General features: G+C 46.0%; 24 protein-coding genes and 1 pseudogene. 10 read left to right on the plus strand and 15 right to left on the minus strand.

Going from position 1 to position 23,243, the window contains the following annotated elements:
* The 3 genes from SHEWPOL2_RS16645 to SHEWPOL2_RS16650 all read right to left on the minus strand — a co-directional run.
* Positions 1-1,215, minus strand: a 1,215-nt coding sequence (locus SHEWPOL2_RS16645; protein ID WP_037429868.1) for a BCCT family transporter, incomplete at its 3' end; no start/stop codon positions are given.
* A gap of 416 nt (positions 1,216-1,631) precedes the next feature.
* Entirely contained in the window at positions 1,632-1,778 is a 147-nt protein-coding gene (locus SHEWPOL2_RS22945) for a hypothetical protein (protein WP_157173877.1), read from the minus strand.
* A 79-nt stretch (positions 1,779-1,857) separates the two neighbouring features.
* Complete coding sequence (locus tag SHEWPOL2_RS16650) at positions 1,858-2,463, minus strand: DUF502 domain-containing protein (protein ID WP_011717603.1); 606 nt, start codon at positions 2,461-2,463, stop codon at positions 1,858-1,860.
* A 161-nt stretch (positions 2,464-2,624) separates the two neighbouring features.
* Between SHEWPOL2_RS16650 and SHEWPOL2_RS16655 the strand changes: the two genes are divergently transcribed.
* The 5 genes from SHEWPOL2_RS16655 (at position 2,625) to SHEWPOL2_RS16675 (ending at position 6,253) form a co-directional block, all read left to right on the plus strand.
* Entirely contained in the window at positions 2,625-3,020 is a 396-nt protein-coding gene (locus SHEWPOL2_RS16655) for a VOC family protein (RefSeq protein ID WP_037429870.1), read from the plus strand.
* A 140-nt stretch (positions 3,021-3,160) separates the two neighbouring features.
* Positions 3,161-3,694: a hypothetical protein gene (locus tag SHEWPOL2_RS16660; RefSeq protein WP_050991394.1), complete on the plus strand. Its 534-nt coding sequence runs from the start codon at positions 3,161-3,163 to the stop codon at positions 3,692-3,694.
* 121 nt (positions 3,695-3,815) lie between these two features.
* Positions 3,816-4,490 (plus strand): cold shock domain-containing protein, encoded by a 675-nt coding sequence (locus SHEWPOL2_RS16665; protein WP_037429872.1) that lies wholly within the window; start codon positions 3,816-3,818, stop codon positions 4,488-4,490.
* 717 nt (positions 4,491-5,207) lie between these two features.
* Positions 5,208-5,750, plus strand: a complete 543-nt coding sequence (locus SHEWPOL2_RS16670; protein WP_037414951.1) for a DUF2087 domain-containing protein — start codon at positions 5,208-5,210, stop codon at positions 5,748-5,750.
* An 83-nt stretch (positions 5,751-5,833) separates the two neighbouring features.
* Entirely contained in the window at positions 5,834-6,253 is a 420-nt protein-coding gene (locus SHEWPOL2_RS16675; protein ID WP_037414948.1) for a GNAT family N-acetyltransferase, read from the plus strand.
* A gap of 205 nt (positions 6,254-6,458) precedes the next feature.
* Here SHEWPOL2_RS16675 and SHEWPOL2_RS23360 read toward each other — a convergent pair whose 3' ends face one another.
* The 5 genes and pseudogenes from SHEWPOL2_RS23360 to SHEWPOL2_RS16695 all read right to left on the minus strand — a co-directional run bounded on the left by SHEWPOL2_RS23360 (position 6,459) and on the right by SHEWPOL2_RS16695 (position 12,374).
* On the minus strand, positions 6,459-6,590 hold the full coding sequence (locus SHEWPOL2_RS23360; protein WP_259476489.1) for a hypothetical protein: 132 nt from the start codon (positions 6,588-6,590) through the stop codon (positions 6,459-6,461).
* Positions 6,591-6,705: 115 nt separating this feature from the next.
* Positions 6,706-7,416, minus strand: coding sequence for a phosphate signaling complex protein PhoU (gene phoU, locus SHEWPOL2_RS16680; protein ID WP_037429875.1), 711 nt, complete (start codon positions 7,414-7,416; stop codon positions 6,706-6,708).
* Between the two features lie 127 nt (positions 7,417-7,543).
* The gene (gene pstB, locus SHEWPOL2_RS16685) at positions 7,544-8,362 is read right to left on the minus strand and encodes a phosphate ABC transporter ATP-binding protein PstB (RefSeq protein WP_037416943.1); all 819 of its coding nucleotides are present in this window, start codon (positions 8,360-8,362) and stop codon (positions 7,544-7,546) included.
* Between the two features lie 33 nt (positions 8,363-8,395).
* Positions 8,396-10,056: pseudogene (pstA, locus tag SHEWPOL2_RS16690) on the minus strand (phosphate ABC transporter permease PstA).
* Between the two features lie 59 nt (positions 10,057-10,115).
* Positions 10,116-12,374: an ABC transporter permease subunit gene (locus tag SHEWPOL2_RS16695; protein WP_037429878.1), complete on the minus strand. Its 2,259-nt coding sequence runs from the start codon at positions 12,372-12,374 to the stop codon at positions 10,116-10,118.
* Between the two features lie 199 nt (positions 12,375-12,573).
* Between SHEWPOL2_RS16695 and SHEWPOL2_RS16700 the strand changes: the two genes are divergently transcribed.
* Complete coding sequence (locus SHEWPOL2_RS16700) at positions 12,574-13,074, plus strand: ACT domain-containing protein (RefSeq protein ID WP_037416937.1); 501 nt, start codon at positions 12,574-12,576, stop codon at positions 13,072-13,074.
* 58 nt (positions 13,075-13,132) lie between these two features.
* On the opposite strand, the gene SHEWPOL2_RS16705 is transcribed toward SHEWPOL2_RS16700, so the two are convergent.
* Complete coding sequence (locus tag SHEWPOL2_RS16705) at positions 13,133-14,020, minus strand: DMT family transporter (RefSeq protein ID WP_037429879.1); 888 nt, start codon at positions 14,018-14,020, stop codon at positions 13,133-13,135.
* 290 nt (positions 14,021-14,310) lie between these two features.
* Here SHEWPOL2_RS16705 and SHEWPOL2_RS16710 point away from each other — a divergent pair, with 290 nt between their 5' ends.
* Positions 14,311-15,135, plus strand: a complete 825-nt coding sequence (locus SHEWPOL2_RS16710) for a DUF2797 domain-containing protein (RefSeq protein ID WP_037416933.1) — start codon at positions 14,311-14,313, stop codon at positions 15,133-15,135.
* Between the two features lie 84 nt (positions 15,136-15,219).
* Here the strand turns inward: SHEWPOL2_RS16710 and SHEWPOL2_RS16715 are convergent, their stop codons facing one another.
* The gene (locus tag SHEWPOL2_RS16715; RefSeq protein WP_037429881.1) at positions 15,220-15,618 is read right to left on the minus strand and encodes a VOC family protein; all 399 of its coding nucleotides are present in this window, start codon (positions 15,616-15,618) and stop codon (positions 15,220-15,222) included.
* Positions 15,619-15,821: 203 nt separating this feature from the next.
* Positions 15,822-16,427 carry a DUF4136 domain-containing protein gene (locus SHEWPOL2_RS16720; RefSeq protein WP_037416929.1) on the minus strand — a complete coding sequence of 202 codons (606 nt, stop codon included), beginning with the start codon at positions 16,425-16,427 and terminating at the stop codon, positions 15,822-15,824.
* A 317-nt stretch (positions 16,428-16,744) separates the two neighbouring features.
* On the opposite strand from SHEWPOL2_RS16720, the gene SHEWPOL2_RS16725 reads away from it, so the two are divergent.
* The 3 genes from SHEWPOL2_RS16725 to SHEWPOL2_RS16735 all read left to right on the plus strand — a co-directional run bounded on the left by SHEWPOL2_RS16725 (position 16,745) and on the right by SHEWPOL2_RS16735 (position 18,474).
* Positions 16,745-17,338 (plus strand): LysE family translocator, encoded by a 594-nt coding sequence (locus SHEWPOL2_RS16725; protein WP_011623319.1) that lies wholly within the window; start codon positions 16,745-16,747, stop codon positions 17,336-17,338.
* A gap of 27 nt (positions 17,339-17,365) precedes the next feature.
* Positions 17,366-17,914: a DUF1415 domain-containing protein gene (locus SHEWPOL2_RS16730; RefSeq protein ID WP_037429883.1), complete on the plus strand. Its 549-nt coding sequence runs from the start codon at positions 17,366-17,368 to the stop codon at positions 17,912-17,914.
* 83 nt (positions 17,915-17,997) lie between these two features.
* Positions 17,998-18,474 carry a hypothetical protein gene (locus SHEWPOL2_RS16735; RefSeq protein WP_239642776.1) on the plus strand — a complete coding sequence of 159 codons (477 nt, stop codon included), beginning with the start codon at positions 17,998-18,000 and terminating at the stop codon, positions 18,472-18,474.
* Positions 18,475-18,581: 107 nt separating this feature from the next.
* Here the strand turns inward: SHEWPOL2_RS16735 and SHEWPOL2_RS16740 are convergent, their stop codons facing one another.
* The 4 genes from SHEWPOL2_RS16740 to SHEWPOL2_RS16755 form a co-directional block, all read right to left on the minus strand.
* A complete protein-coding gene (locus SHEWPOL2_RS16740) occupies positions 18,582-20,456 on the minus strand; it encodes a methyl-accepting chemotaxis protein (protein WP_231640349.1) in 1,875 nt (624 codons plus the stop codon).
* Positions 20,457-20,749: 293 nt separating this feature from the next.
* Entirely contained in the window at positions 20,750-20,965 is a 216-nt protein-coding gene (locus tag SHEWPOL2_RS16745) for a hypothetical protein (protein WP_239642777.1), read from the minus strand.
* A 185-nt stretch (positions 20,966-21,150) separates the two neighbouring features.
* Positions 21,151-21,936 carry an SseB family protein gene (locus SHEWPOL2_RS16750; protein ID WP_239642778.1) on the minus strand — a complete coding sequence of 262 codons (786 nt, stop codon included), beginning with the start codon at positions 21,934-21,936 and terminating at the stop codon, positions 21,151-21,153.
* Positions 21,937-22,200: 264 nt separating this feature from the next.
* Positions 22,201-23,243 (minus strand): acetyl-CoA hydrolase/transferase C-terminal domain-containing protein (locus SHEWPOL2_RS16755; protein ID WP_037429888.1); only part of this gene is annotated, 1,043 nt, incomplete at its 5' end.

Below are 23,243 nucleotides of genomic sequence, written 5' to 3' on the forward strand. Positions count from 1 at the left end.
TAACAGGTGCGGGTACGGCATATGTTCAAAAAACACAAACAGCGCCACGGGAACATTGGTATTCACCGCTTCGCTTAGGTAGGTCGCGCCTTGATTCATAATGGCGTCGATGGCCGAGTTACCAAATACCGTCATCCACAAAAAGGTCAGCGCCGAAGGTACAAATAAAATGCCGACTAAAAACTCACGTATGGTACGGCCGCGACTCACCCGCGCAATGAAGGTGCCGACAAAAGGTGACCACGAAATCCACCAGCCCCAGTAGAGTAGCGTCCAACCGCCAAGCCAGTCTTCCTTATGCTGATAGGCATACAGATTAAAGGTTTTATTAACGATATCACTTAGATAACTACCGGTATTTTGCACAAAGGCCTGTAGCAACATTACCGTTGGGCCAAGAATTAACACAATCAGCAGCAGAATAAGGGCCAAGCCTAAGTTAAGCTCACTTAAGCGCTTCACCCCTTTATCGAGCCCTGAAAAAACCGACAGAGTAGCGAGTAAGGTAATGCCAATAATCAGCGACACTTGCACCGTGGTGTTATTAGGCAGTTGCTCGAATAAATAGCTTAGGCCCGAGTTAACCTGCAACACCCCAAACCCGAGGGAAGTCGCCACCCCGAACATAGTCCCTAATACCGCAAAGGTATCGACGCAGTGGCCAATCGGGCCATGAATGCGCTCACCGATTAAGGGATAGAGTGCGCTGCGAGGTAACAAGGGCAACTTATGCCGATAAGCAAAATAGGCCAAACTCAGGGCAACCACGCCGTAAATCGCCCAGGCATGTATGCCCCAATGGAAGAAAGTAATTTTCATCGCCTCTTTAGCGGCAGCCAAACTCTCAGGGGTTGCATCGGGCGGCGCTAAGTAATGCATCACGGGTTCGGCAACGCCGAAGAACATCAATCCAATCCCCATCCCCGCCGAAAACAGCATGGCAATCCAGCTCTTATAGCTATAGTCGGGCACGGCATGATCGGGGCCGAGCTTAATATCGCCAAAGCGACTGACCATAACAAAGATGATAAAAATCAGAAAAATCGCTACACCAAGGATATATAACCAGCCCGTTTTCGCCTCTAGCCACGACTGCATGGATTTGAAAAAGTGATTGGCCTCGGTGGGACAAATGGCGCAGATCATCACCATTAATGTGATAAAAAAGACCGACGAATAAAAAACCGGTGGATTAATACTCGACTTGATAGACATAAAACTCCCTTGTTCTAGCCAGTTCCCTATTAACATCCCTTCGATGTTGAAGAGATAGCACAATAATAGGTAACCCTAGCCTCAGCAGTATGTGGTCAGGATGAAATAGGCATAAATAATCCATGACAAGGGCTCGCGGTCAGCAATACCTTGTGATGTCATACTCATGTTGAAAACGCTTCCTCACCTTAGCCTGTTTGCTCGACGCTTTTACGCAATAGCAAAGTCAGTAACCATTTGCTCGACAAACCACTACACCGCAGTTGTGCAATGCCCTTTTAGAACCAGCCGCCCTCTTAAAGACAGCGAGCATCGACAGCATGCGACCGGATCGCAGGGTTCAACCTCAATGGCGACATAATGCATATAAGCGGTTCGATATTAATGATATCGAGGATGAGGAATACAAAGCGCGATTAGCAGCTAACGGTTAACCAGTAGCAAATATCGACTCGGCCTTGCTTAAGCCCTACTGAGACGCCTTCGAACAGAGACCACATGCTGTCGAGAACTGACTCAATAGAGACACAGATAATGCTAAACAGTAGCCACTTAATTAGCATAAAAAATGGCGACCTATTAAGTCGCCACAGGATTGTATCACAAAAATGCCTCTATTTGACGTAAAAAACCAAAACAGCTCTATTCAGCTTTAGTTTTTACCGTTGCTGCGCCCGGCGTTTGCGAGATACCCGCCGTTAAATTAAAGCGCATAGCCTCTTCAAAAGACCAGTCGACTAAAATCAAATCTTCACGTTTGACGAGGCTAGTCACCCCCGCCATTTGGTAACTGAGTTGGAATAACACAGGCACCCAATCCCCTTCGGGTAAGGCATCGAGCAACGGCTGCGGCGGCGTATCCGTCATAATAAAGCCCACCACAAACCCGCCATTGGCCTGTTTAACCAACACGGTTTGCTGAGTATTGGGTTTGCCCTCACGGTTCATTAAGGAAGCGATATCACGAATACTGCCATAGACAGATTTAAACAGCGGAAAACGCATCAGCTGACGTTCAATCCAGCCATAGAGCCACACAATCGGGCTCACCGAAAACAACAGGCCCACCGCAAACACTATGGCCACGACTAAGATAAAGCCCGCACCGACAAAATGTTGGTTAATCCCTACCAACTCTAAAATAAAAATCCCTAAACCATCTAACGATACAAACAATGACCAAAACAACCACAGGCTTAAAGCCATCGGCAGCAGGTTCATCAAGCCACGGGCTAAGGTTTTCTTCATTACAATCTCATCAAATCCAATGGGATAAAAATAGGCATAAATTATTTACGCTAAAAAGCGCGTTAAATGCTACCACAGAGTCACTTTTGCACCAGCACTTGATGTAAGGTAAGGCGCAGAGAAAACTAATAACAAACCGCTACGGCATCGAGGGAAAGAATATGCGCGTGACCCGCCTAGACCATTTAGTGTTAACTGTGAAAGATATCGAGGCCAGCGTCGACTTTTATCAACGCGTGTTAGGGATGAAAAAGTCCGTATTTGGTCAGGGCCGTATCGCATTAAGCTTTGGCGATCAAAAAATCAATCTTCACCAAGCAGGCGCCGAATTTGAGCCCAAGGCAAACCTTGCTACGCCCGGCAGCGCCGATCTCTGTTTTGTGGTCAGCCACAATATCGAAGAAGTGATCAACCACTTAAACAGCCTTGAAGTTGAGATTATTGAAGGCCCAGTCCTGCGCACCGGCGCCACAGGTCGCATCAACTCCGTCTATATCCGCGACCCCGATTTGAATCTATTGGAATTATCCGAATATCTGCCCGCCTGCGCGCAGTAGCGCCTAATCCAATCATTTTTAATCGGCACAAATAACCTTATTTCAGAATGCGGATACTATAGATTATTGTTTTGCAACGATAATAATCAGTAACAGCTAGCCAATGAAGTCAACAATAAACGGAATGATAAGATGATAAGATGATAACAATACCCATCCTAGGTTTGCTTGAAGTTGATCCCTATGATGGCTGGCTTAAAAGCCAACCCATTGAGATCAATGCGCTAAGCGGTAAATTTGAGTTTATCTTAGAAGAGTACGAAACCGACCCACAGGTGGAGGATTTTCATACTGCGGTACAACATTTTCTCGCCCTAGACCATACCGCACTCGAGCAAGCTCAGGACGCGATTTACCAATATTATCAAGATTGCTGCACATACATTACGCCTGCGAGCGAAGAATATATTGATATTCCTAACCCAAACCAAGTATGGCGCCATATTGAGTTTGGCGACGAATTAATGGTGTCACGCCGCGCCCATGGGGATAACGCCGTGTATATCTCCCTTACTTGCCACTGCGATTGGGAGCCCGAGCACGGTTTACAAATCGTGTTTAAACAAGGATCAACCATCAATAAAATTGGGGCTTTTGATGGACACCTTTCCCACGCAGATGCCTATGACGATCCTAGATTCGAAGACATGGTCTATGTGCCGTGTTGCAGATAAATTCAGATCGTTTATCAGATCGTTTATATGATTATCTATCTGATTTATAATATTTTTCATTTATAACGCTAGGCAAGTAACATAATACTCGGCTGAGCATCAATTTATATAGGCTAATGTTTTGAAAGGAAAAGTTGTCTCATACCTTGCCGCTAAAAAGTATGGGTTTATCCAAGGCGATGATGGTGAAAGCTATTTTTTGCATTTTTCTGAACTATTAGACAAGAAAGATGAAGGCAAGTTAGTCAAAGGCACTATGGTCCATTTTGATCCAACGCCCACACCTAAAGGCCTAGCCGCCAAAGCGATCAGTTTGCCCGAAGTCTTTATCAGGGAGCGATTAGTTGACTTTTTTACCACTAAAGACCGCCACCCTAAAAACGGCACAGTGCTTGTTAGCTATCCCATTACGACCCGCTTTTTTAAAGACCCCAGCGAAGGAAGACGTCATTTAGAACAGCTTGCAAAGCATTGTGGATGCAATGCAGTACTGAATGTCAGCTTTGAGAAGGACACTTTCTCAAAAGGTAATTATCGCTATACGGTACACGCCTTCAAAGGTGAACTCGCCCTAGTAACCGAGAAAGTTCCCGCTGACTCTCAAGAACTGGTTATCGCCTCTGCACAGTTACTCGAAAAACGAAAAGCAGATGTAGAGCAGACAGTTAAACAAATGAGTGAAGCCGAAAATTTAGCACGACAAAAACAGCTGTCTGGTTGTCTAGGTACCCTTGCCATCATCACGCTGATACCGCTCGCACTGGTGCTCAGTGCTATAGCGGTTTTTCCTGCTTAGCGAGTTTAAAACAAGTCGATAGTGTTATTTATTAAAGAATATATGGGCGGATTTATAACCCATGATAACTGGCTTAAACTGACCACCGTGTTTGGCAAGCTATTTCACTGTTGCTTCCCCAGTGACACGCCATAAACTCATCCCTGAGGGCTCGACGGCGGCATCCATGCCGCCAACGGTCACAGTTGCAACAATGACAATCTTTACGACCATTGAACTGTTCATCTAGCTAAAAACTTTTTGCCCCAAAGCTTGCCACGGCTCGAAGGCTAGCTCTTGCTTAGTCTGATAGTTAGATATACATAAAGTAATGGATACCCAAAAGTATGACCTGACCATGAGGGAGTTCTAAAATCGATACAGTGAATCAGACTTGCCTAGCCTGATTCACTGGCAGGATATGCTATTTAAGAGAACGATTTCTAGATCGAAAGTTTTTAAAATCGCTGTCATGTTTTTATTATTTTTCTCGTTTTATTGCCGCTTTTAAGTCACATTAAAAACTTGTCATATTGATCTTGTTAATTAATAATACCGGCTGGTCGGCAGTTCACCTAGGCATCGCCGCTACGAAAAATCGTAGAGCTAAACCTGCTGAAACGTTAAATATAAAGGTACTTTGTATATTGTGTGCCTATGTCGTAGGTCGGCGATCGTGACTCTGTTTGCATTGCAAATAGACAACTTAATTGTGGGCACCCATAAACGGGTATCACTATGACGAAACAAATCATCCCTTTTAGCTGTGAAGATATTTCGACGCTGGCTAAATATCTGCGTAATCAATTTAAAAATTGTGAAAGGTTTCCTTCGCACCTTGAAATGCTCAATATTCTTGCCCAGTCGGCAGGACATGCCAATTTCCAACATTTGCGTGATGCTGCATTAACTACAAATAATGCGGCCAAATTAAACAAACCCAAACAACTTGATATTATGATTCCGCGAAAGCTACAACCTTTCATGGACTCGAATTACATCCTTAGAGCGTGGCCAGCTAAACGCGCCCTTCAAGATCAAAGTTTATGGTTTTTTTGGTGCCGTTTTCAGTACCAACAATCCTACAGTGAACAGGACGTTAATAGCGTAATTAAGCGTTTTCTTGGATTTGCTGACTTCGCGCTTATTAGGCGAGAATTGTGTAACCATAAGCTGTTAAAGCGCACCGGCGATGGTCGGCATTATTGGCGAGCAGCAGCAACACCACCTGAAGAACTCATTTCACTTACCGAAATTTGGCAGGATTTGGCAGATTACTGAAGCAACATTCTTCATTAAAAACCAACAATCCAGTTTTTACCAAAAATCAATGACAAGTTATAGATTAACGCTAAGGTATATTAATGAAATTTCAAGTGATAAATGAGCAAGAACCAACAATTTTTAACGCGCTGGTTGAAGGTGTTAGAGAACATATTCATGAGCAAATAGGAAACGAAGCAGCACAGCCGTTGATGCTGACCGTTAGAGATGAAAGTGATCAACTTATTGGTGGCATATCAGGTAGAACCATATACAGAAATTTTTTAATTGATGTTGTATGGGTTGCTAAAAAGCATAGAGGTGCAGGCTTAGGGCGTGAGTTGATGCTCATGGCTGAATTAGAAGCTAAAAACAGAGGATGCCTAATAGCACAATTGGACACCTTATCAATTCAAGCACCTATTTTTTATCAAAAAATAGGTTTTGAACTTGCAGGTGTCATTCCTGAATTTTCTGGCAGTCCAGCAAGATATTTTCTAATGAAAAAATTTAATGTTTAGTTTCAGTGAATTACTCTAAAATAGACAGATTCACGCGTATCATACTGGCATTTGCGCGAGCTTCTGGCTCGCCTCCGGCAGTTGATCCGGGCGTTAACCCATAGAAATTTTTATCCGAAATTCACCTGATATAGTCGACGTCCTGACACGCTTTTGTCCCAAAGCGTGCTGAGTAAGATTATTAAGTCTACAGGCTACGACAATGCTAAACAGGTGAGCCATGGTGATTAGCGAGACGACCGTCCGCCCCACGGACGGGGCGGTCGAGCATCCAAGGAAGGACTTGCTGCGCGTCGTAGAGCAAATGCCATGGCTCGCCCATCGTCATAACGAACAACCTCGCCAACCTTCTTACCGTCTATTCATGGCCATCAATCAGTTAAACATCTAAACAAAAACGCTCTGCGGATTAGGCAGAGCGTTTGTGGATAACGCCTTGTGATAAAAGGCGTTTAGTTCTTCATATCCTTTTCCATATCTTCGTAGGAAGTATGGCGGACGTCTTTACCTTTCACGTAGTAAATAATGTATTCGCAGATATTTTTACAGCGGTCGCCCACACGTTCAACCGCACGGGCTGCCCAGAGTACGTCTAATACATCGGGGATTGAGCGTGGGTCTTCCATCATATAGGTCATTAATTGGCGGATAATGCCTTCATATTCACGGTCGAGTTTAGCGTCTTCCTTGTGCAGTTCCAATGCAGACTCTGCATCCATACGGGCTAATGCATCTAAAGTGGCGTGGAGCATACGAGTCGCATGGCGGCCCATATTTTCAATACTGACTAATAACGGCTGCTGATTATTCAATCGCTTATCTAATGCTGCCTTGGCAATACGCACACAGGCGTCACCGATACGCTCAAGATCAGCAATGGATTTTGAAATCGCAATGATCATCCGCAAGTCGCTCGCTGCGGGCTGGCGCTTGGCGATAATACGGGTGCATTCTTCGTCAATCGAGACTTCCATTCCATTGACTTTATGGTCACCTAAGATCACCTTTTGCGCTAATTCGGCATCTAAGGTGCTTAAGGCGTCGATGGCTTGCTCTAATTGACGCTCAACCAAGCCACCCATAGCGAGTACACGGTTACGAATATCTTCTAGCTCGGCGTTAAATTGCCCAGAGATATGTTTGTTTAAATTCATATTTTCCATTTTGCCAACCTTTTACTCAACTGTATCAACGCCTAGATGGAGTTTGCAATGCTTAACTCTGTTCTAGGCGGTGGCTTATTTCGTTAATCGCTTATCACTCACATCCCCACTGCCAAAGGCAAGGTGATTAACCGTAACGGCCGGTAATGTAATCTTCGGTCTTACGTTTTTTCGGTGTAGTGAAAATGGTGTTGGTATCGGCGTATTCCACCAATTCGCCCATATACATAAAGGCCGTTTGGTCCGATACCCGCGCCGCCTGTTGCATGTTGTGGGTAACGATAACCACTGTGTACTTAGTCTTAAGCTCGGTTATCAGCTCTTCGATGGTTAAGGTTGAAATCGGGTCGAGTGCCGAAGTGGGTTCGTCGAGCAGTAATACTTCTGGCTCGATGGCAATCGCACGGGCAATCACCAAACGTTGCTGCTGACCACCGGATAAGCCAAAGGCGTTATCGTGCAGGCGGTCTTTCACTTCATCCCAAATCGCCGCGCCGCGTAGCGAACGCTCGGCCGCTTCGTCGAGTTCACGGCGGTTGTTAATGCCCTGCAGACGCAGACCATAAACCACGTTTTCGTAAATCGACTTAGGGAATGGGTTAGGACGCTGGAACACCATACCTACGTTGCGGCGCAGGGCAGCAACGTCGATCTTTTTGTCATAAATATTTTGACCGTGCAGCAGAATCTCGCCGTCGATATGGCAGTTGTCCACCAGATCGTTCATGCGGTTAATGCAACGCAATAAGGTGGATTTACCACAACCGCTGGGGCCGATAAACGCCGTAACTTGCTTCTTTGGGATCTTCATCGACACATTGAATAGCGCTTGCTTATTGCCATAGCGCAGGTCTAAGTTGCGGATCTCCAGCGCGGTATCGTTCTGGCTCAAGTTTGCTAAGTCAAAGTTATTGGTTTTCATGGCTGTCGAATCTATAGAAATCATATTCAGTCCTAATACTTTCAGGATAATCGCTGATTAATGCTCAAGCGAACGATATTTTTCACGTAAGTGGTTACGCACACTAATCGCGGTTAAGTTCAGTGCCACAATCACTGTAACCAGCAAGAAGGAGGTGGCGTATACCAGAGGACGTGCTGCTTCAACGTTAGGACTCTGGAAGCCCACATCATAAATATGGAACCCTAAGTGCATGAATTTACGTTCTAAATGCACGAACGGGAAGTTTAAGTCCAGTGGCAATGTCGGCGCTAATTTCACTACACCCACCAGCATTAACGGTGCTACCTCACCCGCAGCACGGGCCACGGCTAAAATCAGACCCGTCATGATCGCAGGGCTTGCCATCGGGATCACAATCCGCCACAGGGTTTCGGCCTTAGTCGCGCCCAGTGCCAAACTACCTTGACGCACAGCACTCGGAATACGGCTTAAGCCTTCTTCGGTCGATACAATCACCACTGGCAGGGTCAGAATCGCTAATGTCAGCGCCGACCAAATCACCCCTGGCGAACCAAAGGTCGGTGATGGTAATGCTTCGGCGTAAAACAGTTGGTCAATTGAGCCGCCCATCATGTACACGAAGAACCCGAGACCAAACACCCCGTACACAATCGATGGCACACCCGCTAAGTTGATTACCGCAATGCGGATCATCTTAGTAATTGGGCCTTTTTTGGCATATTCGTGCAGGTAAATCGCGGCAATCACCCCAAATGGCGTAACAATAATGGCCATTAAGATCACCATAAATACTGTGCCGAAAATTGCAGGGAATACCCCCCCTTCAGTGTTAGCTTCGCGTGGGTCATCCAGCAGGAAACGGCCAACCCCGACAAACCATTTACCGATTTTTCCCATCAAGCCTAAGTGGTTGACGTAGGTAACATCTAGCACAGTGTCTAATTTAAGTTCCACCTCAACACCGCGCATATCACGTACAATCACAGCGTCGCGAGCCGCTTCATCACGCAGGGCAAACAGCTGTTTTTCGAGTACTTTATAGTCTTGTTCGAGCGAATGTTTCGCCGCGGCTAACTCCTGCTTGCGACTATCGGTCAGCTCACCATCTAACTCGTAACGGCGCTCTTTTTAGACGCAGTTTTTTCGATGTTGTAGTTAATCGAGCCAATATCTTGTTTTTGCAGTGATAAGGCTTTGTCAGACAGTGCGACTGCGCGCTCAATATGCTCCATTAAGGAGGATTCAAGCGCATCGTTTTTAAGTTCTAAGCGTTTACCGTTTTCAATCACGGCCACAGGGTAACCGTAAAAGTTACCGTTTTTCGTCCGCTCAAGCATTGCGACATCAGCTGGCTCACTACGGCTAATAATGTCAGTCGCTAAAATCCAGCGGAAATCTAGGCCCACAAATTCACGGTTACCAGTCTTAACTAAATAACGGGTCACAAACTCACCGGGTGGCTGTTTAAACACATGGCCTGCGGCGGTTAAGCGCTCGGTCGGCACTTCTTCCCTATCGTAGATTTCACCGATTAAGGTTGACCGTACACCCGAGCTATCTTCAAGTTCCCATTGATAAATCGTCGCAGGCCAAAAAAAGCTTAATCCGCGCCATGCAATCAGCAGTAACAAACCTAATACTGCAATCAAACTGATGCTCACCGCGCCACCTGTCATCCAAATCCATGGCGAGCCTGATTTTACCCACTTACCCATTGCACAAACCTCTCAAGGTCATTGGCGAAATAGTATTTAGTATCATTATCTTATCTCCATTACAGCGAGCTATAGCGGTCACGCAGACGCTGTCTTACCACTTCGGCAATGGTGTTAAAGAAGAAGGTGAATACGAACAGTACAAAAGCTGCGAGGAACAGCACACGATAATGTGAGCTACCAATTGCCGATTCAGGCATTTCTACCGCAATGTTAGCCGCTAATGTCCGCATACCTTCAAACACGCTCCATTCCATAATGGCGGTGTTACCCGTTGCCATTAGTACGATCATGGTTTCACCCACCGCGCGGCCAAGGCCCATCATCACCGCCGAGAAAATCCCCGGACTTGCGGTGAGTAAGACCACCCGAGTCAGTGTCTGCCAAGGCGTTGCGCCCAAGGCCAAACTGCCGTTAGACAGGTGGCGAGGCACAGAGAAAATCGCATCTTCGGCAATCGAGAAAATGGTTGGAATAACTGCAAAGCCCATGGCGATCCCCACAACCAGCGCGTTACGTTGGTCGAAGGTGATGCCTAATTCGTTAGTGATAAATTGGCGAGTATTACCATCAAACAATGCCACTTCAATCATCGGACTGATGGCAAAGGAGAACCAACCCACAAAGCAGATAACCGGGATCAGCATCAGCTCCTGATAGACTTCAGGTAAACGTTGTTTCCATTTACCGGGTAACTTGCTCCAAGAATAGGCTGAAAGCAAAATCGAGGTCGGCAGCAAGATCAGCAGCACTAAGATGCCCGGCAAGTGTTCTTCAATCAGCGGAGCTAACCAAAGTCCTGCGAGGAAACCTAAGATAACCGTCGGTAAAGCTTCCATGATTTCGATGGTTGGCTTAACAATGCCACGCACCTTAGGCGACATAAAGTAAGCGGTATAAATCGCGCCTGCAATCGCTAATGGTACAGCAAATAACATGGCGTAAAATGCGGCCTTCATGGTGCCAAAGGCCAATGGCATTAAGCTCAGCTTGGCTTCAAAGTCATCACTGCCCGAGGTAGATTGCCACACAAATTTTGGCTCAGGGTAACCTTCGTACCACACCTTATTCCACAACGCGCTCCAAGATACCTCGGGATGAGCGTTTTCGACGTGGAAGATATTTAGTTGCATGTTCGCTTCGACGACTAAGCCATTTGAACGTGGGCTAAAGCCCATGGCTCCCGGATTTTTAAGCTCAAAGGTTTTATCAAACAGTTCACGCTCACTGGTGGTGTAAAGCAGCGATAGCTCACCTTCGGGGCTCACCACAGCAAAACTTTTACGGTAAAACTCAGAAGCCATAGAGGCAACAGGTGGTAAGCCCGAAAACTCACGAATTTCTTTATATAAACGGCCTTTTGGACCATTTACTTGGAAGTACTGGGTCACCACACCGCTGTCATAACTCACTAAAATCGAGCTAGCACCTGCAAGCAAGGCAATATTATTAACCTTAGACTTGTCCTTTTCGGCATCAATAACTTGAATTAAATCGATATTTTCAATGTCACGAATATTGTAAACAAACACCTTATTGCCCATCTGCAACATCAGTTGGCGTTGATCAGGGGTCATTAATTGGTGCGCCGCCTTTTTAGGGGCATCTGGGAGCAGTGCACTCGTCGTTGTCCACTCAATCTCTTCGGTCATCATGTTTTCTTGACCTTCAAGACGGCTTAAACGCCAAATGCCATTATTATCTTGGTAGGCAAAGGTGATTTTATCGCTACTGAAACTAAAGGCTAAATGGTTGATAGCACTACCAGATTCATCAATCGTGATCGGCGTTTCACCTGCGCTATAACGCAGTTTTGGCGTGATAAGACGTTTATTATTGGGATAGCTTAACCCAAACTCAATGCCCACGATTAAGGCTTGGCCGTTACTCAAACCTAGGGCAAAACGTTGCTCACTCGGCGCGGCAATGGCGGCGCTGGTCACGCTCACACCAGCAGGTAATGGCGGGGTAAAACTGGAGAGTAAGCTGCCATCGGCAACAGTGTAGAAATCCACTTGGCCATCGGCGGCTACGCGATACATTACCTCATTTTGCTCATCAGCACCGACCATCAGGGTCGCGACTTCAGCATGTTGATAACTCACGCTTTTTACTGGAGTCACATCCGCGCTGTCGAAAATGGGTTTAATCACGTATAACAAATAGAAGAAGATCAACAATAAGGCGACAAACACCATAGTGCCGCCAATCGTGACCCCAATTTGAGCCGCTTTATCCTTAAATGCCCTGCGACTTGAACGTCCGCCTTTCAGCATACTGTGCGGCGCAGAACCAGGTTGAATGACCTGACTTTCCATTAAGAACCTCTATTATTAAAGCCTGTGAGTTTTTTCGCTAGGAATTGCGAAATGCTATGCTTACACTGTTTGAGCATAAACTGAGCAATAACAACACCCTTCATTCTAAGTGCGTTGAATTATATGACGCAAAGATGACAGTTGTGTTACACCCCGTTGTAAAACAGGTGCCTTTTACAAAAAATAGGAGTCAGTCGCCATGCTACGATATTTAATCACGCTTCAAGCACCTGATAGAAAAGGATTAGTAGAGCAAATCGCCCACGCCGTGAGTCGCCATGGCGGCAATTGGCTCGACTCAGAATTGCGCCATATCGACGGGATTTTTGCCGCCATTTTGTTACTCGAAGTGCCTTCCCTGAAAATGGACGAGCTGATTGAAGCCTTAGAGTGTATCGACGGGCTCACCCTCACCTATGCTAAAACCTCAGTCGCCCTCAAACCCATTAAGCGACTGACCTACAGTTTAGTGTCCTACGACAGACCCGGATTAGTGCTGGATATCTCCAATCGGATCACTGCGCTTGGTATCAATATCGAGCAATTTAGCAGTCAATTTGAAACCGCTGGCCATACTGGCATCGCGCTCTTTCGCGCCACTATAGGTTTAGGCTTGACCGACCTTGCTCAAGAGGAGCAACTGATGCAATCCCTCTATGCCCTCGGTGATGACTTAGTGCTGGATAAACTCAGCCGTTAGGTTTCAACACTTTTAACAAAAACGCCGCGGCACTGCCAGCGCGTTTTTTTATAGAGACTTAGCTAACGTTCTGGTGCCGAGACTTAATCAAATAACGCAGCGGCACTTGTGAAATAAGCATACCGAGCAGCATCAAACCGCAGCCAACCAAGGCGCGCAGCCCTAAGCTCTCCCCAAGGAATAAAATACCGCCGATGGCCGCAAACACAGTTTCTAAACTCAAAATAATTGCCGCGTGGGCAGGATGCGCATGCTTTTGCGCTAGCACCTGCAAAGTGTAGGCAATACCCACTGAAATCAGCCCCGCATAGGCCAGTGAGCCCCAGGCTGCAACCACCTTATCGACTGTCGTAACCTCAATGGCCGCAGACACCAGCAGGCTTAATACGCCGCACACCAAAAATTGCATCATGGCGAGTAACACTGGCGAAATCCGCTTGGCAAAATGATCTACCGCCAAAATGTGCATCGCCCAAAACAGCGCGCCAATCAATTGCAGCATATCGCCATAACCAATATGAAAGCCGTCTTTAATACTTAAAAAATACAGCCCCACTAATGCAACGGCACACCCCAACCATGTATTTGCGCCAGTAGCATGTTTCAGCGCCAGCCCCAAAATCGGCACTAACACGATATAAAGCCCAGTGATAAAGCCCGCATTGGCCGCGGTGGTATACAGCAGCCCCACCTGTTGCAATGAGGCGCCAGCAAACAGCAATCCGCCTACCGCCACGCAGCCAATGGCAAAATCTTTAGGTGTACTGAGATGAATTTTACCTTGCCGAGCCAAGTACCACACCAGTGGAACGAGTGACAGCGTACCGATTAAGAAACGTAGCCCGTTGAATGCAAAGGGCGATAAATGCTCCATTCCTAAGGTTTGCGCGACAAAACCAAAGCCCCAAATGGCAGCGGCTAACAAGAGTAAAAAATTGGCAGGCAAGATACTGTCTCAATGATTAAAAAGGATGACAAGATTACCGAGATGCTGGACGCTTGTCCAAAATAACCTACAAGTGAATAACAAACTGACGCACTCACCACAAGTTAATTGACAGTTCATTGACCCCCGTTAACCGCCGTACATTTAAATCAAGTTGGGGTATCAATCGAAAATTCCTATCTAAACTCGACTAGATAATCTTGTATACTGCACACCAAGCAATGACGAATGCATAAGTGCGCTGGGAAGCCTTGCCCAACCCAGTGACACAATAAAAACTAGGAACACCTATGTTAGGAACGCTAAAAAAGCTGCGCGCACACTTAGATGAGGCGCAACAAGTACAGTATCAACTGGTGATAGGTGAAGAATTACTGCCACTGAATCCCTTAATTGGCAAGCCGCTGACACTTACCCACACGGGTAACATCTTCTGCTGTAACTGCGGCAAAAAGACCAAAAAGAGCTATTCGCAAGGCCATTGCTTTGTGTGTATGCAAAAGCTCGCCAGCTGCGATATGTGCATCATGAAGCCCGAAACTTGCCACTTTGACCAAGGCACCTGCCGGGAGCCAGAGTGGGCGCAAAGCCATTGTTTTGTGCCGCATTATGTTTATCTATCTAATACTTCAGGCATCAAAGTCGGCATCACTCGCCACACTCAACTGCCAACTCGTTGGATTGACCAAGGTGCCACCCAAGGTTTACCGATTTTTAAAGTGTCGACACGACAAATCTCGGGTTTAGTGGAAGTGGAGTTAGCCAAGCTCATCAACGATAAAACTCACTGGCAAGCCATGTTAAAGGGCCATGCCGATGATATCGATTTGAATGCTAAGGCTGCGGAACTGATCCCACACATCGAAGCAAAACTGCATGAAATCGCTATGCAAAAAGGTGATTACAGCATCGAGCGATTGCAGGAAGACATTCAAACCATTCATTATCCGATTGAAGTTTTCCCCAAAAAAATCAGCTCACACAATTTTGATAAAGACGCCGTGGTCAGCGGAATTTTACAGGGCATCAAAGGCCAATATTTACTGTTCGATACGGGCGTGATTAATATCCGCAAATTCACCGCCTATGAAGTGAGTGTATCCTTAAGCAACTAGCTTTCGCCGCGTTGTGCTAAGGCGAAGCCCTACACAACGCGCGCTATTCTTGGCTTAGCAACGCTTGGCTTGAAAGGCAATGTACTAACTAACTTGCGCTTCCATATAGACAAGTTCCCAAATATGTCCATCGGGATCTTCGAACGCATGGCCGTACATAAACCCTTGATCTTGTGCTTGACGATAGGCTTTGCCACCATGTAGTTCAGCAAGTTTTACCAATTGGTCGACACGTTCTCGACTGTCACAGTCTAGGCAATTGAGTACCTCTGTCGTGGCATGGGCATCGGCAATCACCTTATCGGTAAAACCAGCAAAAAAAGGCTTCGCCAGCAGCATCACATAAATATTGTCCGCGATCACCACGCAAGCAGCCTGCTCATTGCTGTATTGCTCATTGATACCAAATCCTAGACCAGCATAAAAAGCCCTTGATTGTTGAACACTTTCAACCGCCAAATTAACAAAGATACTTTGTGCCATCATAATCTTCCTTTATAAGTCCTCTGCGGACGTACATCCTAGTCCGGTAAAAATACCTCTAATCTGTAGATAGGTAAGTAAATAGCTAACTGAATTGTCTAGTCAATCATTGCAACATCCTAAACTCGTGTTCCAGCGAGCTCTTTAGGCGAGTATCTTACTCACCTTAAGACTGTACTGATTACTGCGCCAAAATATCCGCCCTATTGCACCGCATGGGTGGCGGGCAGCGATAGCAGCATTTCTTCGATTGAGCCATCGAAGCGGGCTTTGACTTCATCCATATCCTTAATATTGGCAAAGCCTTGGCCAAGAACTCGCCATACCATCTCATAAGGCTGACCCGCAATGCCCGTTGGCTTAAAAAAGCTAATCAACACTGAGCCTTTATCGTATTTTTTAAGATCAACACCTTGATTCGACAGGCCCGGCACTAAGCCTGCGGCGGCAAGTATCTGCTCATCCGACATTTGTGTGCCCATGGCGATGCCGAACCCCACTTGAAAGTCCGCCAGTTGCGGGTCTTCAACCCAGCGATAACCTTTTGTCAGCAGCACTTTTTTAAGGGTGTCCTGCATATGTTGTAAGACTTGTTGCTGATCGAGCCTGCGGTCAACAAAGATCTTCTGTAGTGTGGGATGCCAACTATAGGTCATGGCGCTCGGCGGTAATTGACTCAAATCCCCCGAAGTTACGACAGTAGTTCGTAGCGCTTGCGAATCATCGTTCACACTTACACAGGCGGTAAGACCTAGCAAACTCAAGCTTACAATTGTCAGTACACGTCTTATTTTTTGTGGTAAATACATGCTCTTTCCCTTATGGCAATTTTTACAGCTTAAGGATAGTTGCTATTTCTCAGACTGAAAGTCGATATTCATCATAGTGTTAAATTGCAACGTTCGGCAACCGCGGCACTTATATTGCTCAGAAACCTTAGTGTGCACCACATAGTTATGATTTGTTACTTTATAAAGCCCGTACAGCGTATAGGCGCGATTCAATTTACCCGCTAGAATGCCTCGCTCAACGTCAGTGATAGTAATACCTCGGCGCTTAAATTCGAGAGTAATATCCCTATTACAATGCCAAAAATGACAATAAATAAAAGGTGTGGAATTTATATATGGAGTTAATACTGGCTATCGCATTGTTTGCCTTTTCATCGGGGATCACTCCAGGGCCTAACAATATTATGCTGATGACCTCAGGGGTCAACTTTGGCGTTAAACGTAGTATTCCGCATCTGATGGGGATTAGCCTTGGCTTTCCTACCATGATCCTCGCCATCGGCCTAGGCTTAAGTGCCCTATTTCAAGCCTACCCGATTATCCACCAAGTGATTAAAGTCATTGGGATTGTATACCTTCTGTACCTGTCATGGTTGATAGCCAATAGCAGTAGCAAGATGGAGGGCAAGAGCATCGCTAAACCTTTTAGTTTTCTGCAAGCCGCGGCATTTCAATGGGTTAATCCTAAAGGCTGGATTATGGCCGTGGGCGCGATTGCCACTTTTACCTCGGTACAACAGGATCTCACACCTCAAGTGGTTACTATTGCCACAGTGTTTTTATGTGTGGCTTTTCCCTGTGCCGTGGTCTGGCTTGGGTTTGGTGTAGCACTTAAACGTATTTTGAAAAACGAACGCCAGCAGAAGATCTTTAATATCACTATGGCCATCTTGCTTGTGGCGTCTATCATCCCTATGATCGCCCCCTAATTTTGGCCGTAAGAGTTAAGCACTAGCATGAATGAGATAGAACTGATCACTCAACAAACCGATAACTGGGTGAAAAAAGTGATCATGAAATACAATATTTGCCCCTTCGCTAGACGTGAGGTCGAGCGCGGCAGTATTCGCTATCTTGTTGTTGAACAAACCAAAGTCAAGCTAGTGCTTAAGGCATTGATTGAAGAATGCCAATACCTGGATGCGCACCCAGAGCACGAAACCTCGCTGTTTATTCTGCCGCGGGGATTTGAGGGCTTTTACACTTACCTCGATCTCGTCGATATGGCGAACGACGCCTTATTCGACAACGACTATGAAGGCGTTTATCAGCTCGCGCATTTTCATCCCGACTATTGTTTTGAGGATGAACCACAGGACTCGGCCGCCAATTTTACCAACCGCGCGCCCTACCCAACCCTGCATATTATTCGCGAGGCCAGTATGGAGTTAGCCCTGGCTAACTATAACGACCCTGAATCAATCCCCGAGCGCAATATTCAATTTTGTGAGCGTAAAGGTAGCGAGTTTTTTATTAAATTACTCGCCGAGTGCATGGGGAAATAGTCTCATCGCGGCGAATAGCATTCGCCGCATCGCAATCTGCTCATTGCTTACAACAAAGGAATGTAATCACGATGGACTTGATCATGCCACCAGCATTAAAGCCATGGTTTAGCTCTGATATTCCTGAATCACGCCAACTTGATATAGGTTTTGCCCTATTTGAATTTCCAAGATTTGAAGACCTCATCGATTTTCAAATGGGTTATCGCTGGCATGGTATCACCCAAGCGCGGGAGCCTACTTGGGATGATAATTGGCTAGTACTGGCAAGCTCCTATGGCGATCCCTTAATTTATCATTTAAAGGATGAACACATTCTTTTCGCTCGCCATGGCGCATGTGGTTGGAAGCCCAACCTTCTTTTTACCGATTTAGCCCAAATGTCTCGCTGTTTTAATGCGTTAGCAGCACTAATCTCCGACGCAGGCGACGCTCTTTTTGATGATGACGACAATATCCAGCCAAACTATGTTGAGTTAATTAAAGCGAAGATTGTGAATCATGTAGGGCTTGAGCAAGGCAACCAGATCGTCGAGCAACTAGAAATTATGGCCTACTAACATAAGAAGTAGGCCGTAGAAATTTAAATGCTATAAATCATCACATTAAGGATATCTACGGCCTGTTTGTCATAGTCAGTAATACTCACGAATAAGATCAGTCGAACCTATAACTGAAAACGTGTTACTAATCCTTTTAGCGTAACGCCAAGGCTAGCAAGATTATCGGCGGAGCTTGCTGTTTCTGCTGCGCCATCAGCGGTTTGTTCGGCAATATCCCTCACTCTCACGATACTTTTATTAATATCTTCTGCCACAGCGCTTTGTTCTTCCGAGGCTGCAGCGATTTGATGTGTCATATCCTGAATACGGCTAACCGCAACGGCAATATCCACTAACATCTCACCGGCTTCGCGGGATAATGACACTGCGCCATCACTCAATGTTCGGCTTTTGGTCATCATTTGTACCGACTCCGATGTCCCTTTTTGCAAGTTAACAATCATATTTTCAATTTCTTCGGTAGAGGATTGTGTGCGGCTCGCAAGGCTTCGCACTTCATCGGCCACCACTGCAAATCCCCGTCCCGCCTCACCAGCCCTTGCAGCTTCAATGGCCGCATTTAGTGCGAGTAAATTAGTCTGCTGTGCAACCGATTTGATCACATCAAGGACGGCACCAATACTGACACTTTCCGATTGTAAGCGCTCCATTGCATGTGCAGTGGTCGCTATTTCCTTGGCTAAAAGTTCGATTTGGCTAACCGCTTCGATAACTTTTTTATTACCTACCGCAGTGGTGTGATCCGCCTCTTTAGCGGCTAATGCAACATTTTCAGCACTCGTTGAGACCTCTTGTACTGTCGCAGCCATTTCATTAATCGCGGTAGCGACTTGGTCAGTTTCACTACGCTGATTTTGCATCCCCACACTATTTTGTACTGTGACCGAAGAAAGCACCTCAGCCGATGAAGCCAACTGCACCACGCTATCACCTATTTGTGCCAACATTTGCCTAAGGGTGCTATTCATTTCATCCATAGCACGCAATAGTTCTCCCATCTCATCCTGACGCTCTGAGTGAATAGTGCTACTTAAATCACCTTCGGCAATTTTTCTCGCTGTAACAAGGGTTTGTTTAAGTGGCCCAACAATTTGTCCACTGATTAACCAAGCCAGTAAGGGACCGACGACCAAGGCAACAATTAATGTACCAAGTACCACCTCCTTGGCTTGAGCATCCGCGTCTGCCCGCTGATGCTTTTGGATGTCAACTAATTCACGAATATTCACCATCAATGTTTGTGCAGCCTCGCCCATTGACTGTGTTAGGTTAGCCATATCACGGTTAACATTGACCAACGCATCAATATCTTGGTCATACCGATCCAGTATCTGTATGGCTTGCGCAGTATCCTCTCCCTTAAGAGTGGCAATAGTCTGAGATAATCTGGCAATGGCATCTTTTGCCGTTTTTAAATTAAGATCACTAGCATCATAGACATAGCCTCGAATGTGATAACGTAACATGGTCATTTGCTGGCTAACACTTAAGGCATCTTTTAATAATTCAGTATTTTGGGTCGCTTGAGCCTTGTTGGTCATTCTATCGACCAATTCCGCATATGTGGCAACCAACTTTGCTCCCACTTGGGCACCTGTGACTTTTAATGCCTGTTTATGCTTAAACACATCACTAAACTGATTTATTGATTGATGATACCGTTCCATCGCCACTAATGATTCTTGAAGATACTGTCTATCGTAGGCATCGCTATACTCTGACAATTGTTGCTGTAAACCACTTTTTGTATTTTCAATTAAGCTCTGGAGTTCATCTAATTTTGTTAAATCGCCATTTGCGATAAATTCTAATCGCACGGCCTTGGCCGCAAGCAAAGTTTTATCGACATTGGCAATAAACTCTAACCGACGACTACTGATATCGATTGAGGTAAGTCCCCTGTATCCAGCCGCTGCTACAATAAATATCAGCAATAACAAGATCCCAAAACCAAGCCTTAACTTATTGGTTACTGTCATGTTTCCTAGCAAGCGGCGCAAACCTTCCATTTAAATACCCCGTATCAATTTTAAAGATGAGTAAACAAATCCAGTGCAATTGTAATAATTTTCCCATGACCGTTTATTGACCTAGTTAACCAATCAGTAAAATACATTATATGTATAACATTTAAATCAACAGTATATTGTGGAAGTCAGAAGAAAGAAAAATCGTAGAGAACAACTGCATCCGATTAAAAAGATAAATATACTTATTAAAACAATACTTTACATCATCATAACAAGACTAATGGCGACAAAATATCTGGCAGTTATTCATCATTGTCGATACTAAAAGCAATAAAGTCATCGGTCTTAGGTATCGCTTGATACACTTCAGTCTGAGTAAACAGCTGTAGGCATTCAGAAAATATCGAACGTATTTGCCCCACTATGGCTATGGCTTCCCACTCGCTAAAGTCATCCTCGGGTAAGCGCTGTTGAATCGCTTGCAACTCGTCCTCTGAAAGCACATAAAGCGTCCTCACACATTGATACTCCCTGTCACCCGTATTGAACTTAAGCTATTGATAACACTCGCTGAGTTAAATATGCGGTTAATTCAATGTCATCCATTGACTGATTTACGCCTTTTAAGGTCGATTTATTTGCTAAGCAGTCCGAACGTTCATCACACAAAGAGATAACCCCACGCTCTTATCCCTAAAACACCTCACTTAAACCAACCTTTGATACTCGTCAGCAGTGAGCGACAGTAAAAATGCACACTCTTGGCTTGGCAAAATGTAGTGATAGGCTCGACGCTGTCGCCATGTAAATGGTGCACTTTAATAGGCCAACTGTCCTGCCCCAGTTGACGCTCGAGCAACTTCACATCGCCACGAATACGATTAATATCCTCTGAGTTTTCTGCGGGTAACTGGATCACTAGGCTTAAGGCGTGGTCCGAAGTACTACGAATAAAGTCCAAGCGTGACGATTCCAGCAGATAGGCCTTCTCGACAGTTTTATAGTTCGACAATAACCCTTTGAGCTGGGCGAAATGGGGATACTCATGGGGCTCGATATTACCAAATAACGAGAGCGCGCCCCTGTGCTCCACCAGCTCAAGCTGCGATGACAACATCAAGCGCACTTCGTGTGCATCCAAGGATTTAGACATATTGCTGTTAGGATTCAGCGCCATATCACTCCCCGATTGCAGCAGCACTTGGAACAGCGTCTCGGCATCGAGCGTCATCACCCCATGGTGCGCAGTGCCTTCGCTCTTCATCAATTCGATGGCCTTATCGACGGCGGTTTGAGATGTGAAAATCGGCGTAAAGGGATGATCACTGCCATCCTCGAGGGGGACATACCACTGGGTGATACCGATAGCCATCGCACCTTCACCCACCTCGGGTGCCTCAGTGCTACTCTCACTCAAGATAAAGAGGGTTGATTGGCTAAGTTGTTGATAAAACTCGGCCGCATAGAGATTGTCTTGGAGGGCCTTCACAAAACTTTGTTAGAGTGAGGTCGTAGCCTCTAAGGTGTACAGCATTGACAAACTTCCTGTTATTAAGCCGTTAAGACCTTAACTATCAAATAGTTAAAAATGATTTTTAGCCATTCGATTCATACTGACCAGATTAAATCGCCTGGGCATGGCAAAACATTGAGGAGCAAAACATCCCACAATCGGAATCATAGCTGGCGCTTAGCCCCGTACCGAGCCTACGGAGTCGCAAACTCGGCACTCAGGAGTAACTGATTGATAAAGCTACAGACTTAATCCCCACACTTCAAAGGCATCGCGACTCAGTTGTTCCCTAAAATCTGGGTGAGCGATGGCGATCAGCGCCTGTGCCCGTTCACGTAGCGAGCGGCCACGCAGGTTTGCCGCGCCATATTCGGTCACTATGTAATGAACATGGGCGCGGGTAGTTACCACCCCCGCCCCAGGAGATAACACGCTAGCGATGCGAGAAACTCGACCTCCAGAGGCCGTACTTGGCAGCGCAATCACAGAGCGGCCACCTTCGGACAGCCCCGCGCCGCGGATAAAGTCCATCTGGCCACCCACGCCCGAATAAATCTTAGTGCCAATGGAATCGGCACACACTTGCCCGGTGAGATCGACCTGCAGCGCCGAGTTAATCGCCATTACATTGGGGTTTTTACGGATAATAGAGGTATCGTTCACCTGCTCGATATCCATAAAGATAACCGCAGGATTATCATCCACATAGTCGTATAACTTCTGGCTACCTAATGCAAAACCTGTGACCAGTTTTCCGGGGTAAAAGCGCTTTTTACTATTATTAATCACGCCCTTTTCAACTAATTGCAAAATCCCGTCGGAAAACAATTCGGTATGCACGCCTAAGTCTTTGTGCTCGGTCAGGCAGGACAATACCGCATCGGGAATCGCGCCAATCCCCATCTGCAAACAATCACCATCGCGGACTAATTCAGCCACATTTTTCCCTATCGCCAGACTCACAGCATCGCCAGTGGCAAACGAATGAATGGGTAAACTGGCGCTTTGCTCATACACGGCGGCAAAACGGTCGATATGGATAAAGCCATCGCCGTGGGTGCGGGGCATTTGTGGATTAATATGGGCAATGATTTTACCCGCCACTTGGCAGGCGGCTAAAGTGGCCTCCACCGAAATTCCTAAGGAACACATGCCATGTTTATCCGGTGGCGACACTTGGATAATCGCGGTATCGATTTTTTGCTCGCCGGAGCGGAACAGTTTGGGCACTTCAGAGAGGAAAATCGGCACATAATCGGCATCGCCACTTTGTAATAACGGCC

This window comes from Shewanella sp. POL2 (assembly GCF_000282755.1).
Taxonomy (GTDB): domain Bacteria; phylum Pseudomonadota; class Gammaproteobacteria; order Enterobacterales; family Shewanellaceae; genus Shewanella; species Shewanella xiamenensis.

Excerpts from the sequence above, each read along its gene's own strand:
- SHEWPOL2_RS22945 (WP_157173877.1), bottom strand. The coding sequence starts at position 1,778 with ATGCTAATTAAGTGGCTACTGTTTAGCATTATCTGTGTCTCTATTGAG.
- SHEWPOL2_RS16650 (WP_011717603.1), bottom strand. The coding sequence starts at position 2,463 with ATGAAGAAAACCTTAGCCCGTGGCTTGATGAACCTGCTGCCGATGGCT.
- SHEWPOL2_RS16655 (WP_037429870.1), top strand. The coding sequence starts at position 2,625 with ATGCGCGTGACCCGCCTAGACCATTTAGTGTTAACTGTGAAAGATATC.
- SHEWPOL2_RS16660 (WP_050991394.1), top strand. The coding sequence starts at position 3,161 with ATGATAACAATACCCATCCTAGGTTTGCTTGAAGTTGATCCCTATGAT.
- SHEWPOL2_RS16670 (WP_037414951.1), top strand. The coding sequence starts at position 5,208 with ATGACGAAACAAATCATCCCTTTTAGCTGTGAAGATATTTCGACGCTG.
- SHEWPOL2_RS16675 (WP_037414948.1), top strand. The coding sequence starts at position 5,834 with ATGAAATTTCAAGTGATAAATGAGCAAGAACCAACAATTTTTAACGCG.
- phoU (WP_037429875.1), bottom strand. The coding sequence starts at position 7,416 with ATGGAAAATATGAATTTAAACAAACATATCTCTGGGCAATTTAACGCC.
- pstB (WP_037416943.1), bottom strand. The coding sequence starts at position 8,362 with ATGATTTCTATAGATTCGACAGCCATGAAAACCAATAACTTTGACTTA.
- SHEWPOL2_RS16695 (WP_037429878.1), bottom strand. The coding sequence starts at position 12,374 with ATGGAAAGTCAGGTCATTCAACCTGGTTCTGCGCCGCACAGTATGCTG.
- SHEWPOL2_RS16700 (WP_037416937.1), top strand. The coding sequence starts at position 12,574 with ATGCTACGATATTTAATCACGCTTCAAGCACCTGATAGAAAAGGATTA.
- SHEWPOL2_RS16710 (WP_037416933.1), top strand. The coding sequence starts at position 14,311 with ATGTTAGGAACGCTAAAAAAGCTGCGCGCACACTTAGATGAGGCGCAA.
- SHEWPOL2_RS16715 (WP_037429881.1), bottom strand. The coding sequence starts at position 15,618 with ATGGCACAAAGTATCTTTGTTAATTTGGCGGTTGAAAGTGTTCAACAA.
- SHEWPOL2_RS16720 (WP_037416929.1), bottom strand. The coding sequence starts at position 16,427 with ATGTATTTACCACAAAAAATAAGACGTGTACTGACAATTGTAAGCTTG.
- SHEWPOL2_RS16725 (WP_011623319.1), top strand. The coding sequence starts at position 16,745 with ATGGAGTTAATACTGGCTATCGCATTGTTTGCCTTTTCATCGGGGATC.
- SHEWPOL2_RS16730 (WP_037429883.1), top strand. The coding sequence starts at position 17,366 with ATGAATGAGATAGAACTGATCACTCAACAAACCGATAACTGGGTGAAA.
- SHEWPOL2_RS16735 (WP_239642776.1), top strand. The coding sequence starts at position 17,998 with ATGCCACCAGCATTAAAGCCATGGTTTAGCTCTGATATTCCTGAATCA.
- SHEWPOL2_RS16740 (WP_231640349.1), bottom strand. The coding sequence starts at position 20,456 with ATGACAGTAACCAATAAGTTAAGGCTTGGTTTTGGGATCTTGTTATTG.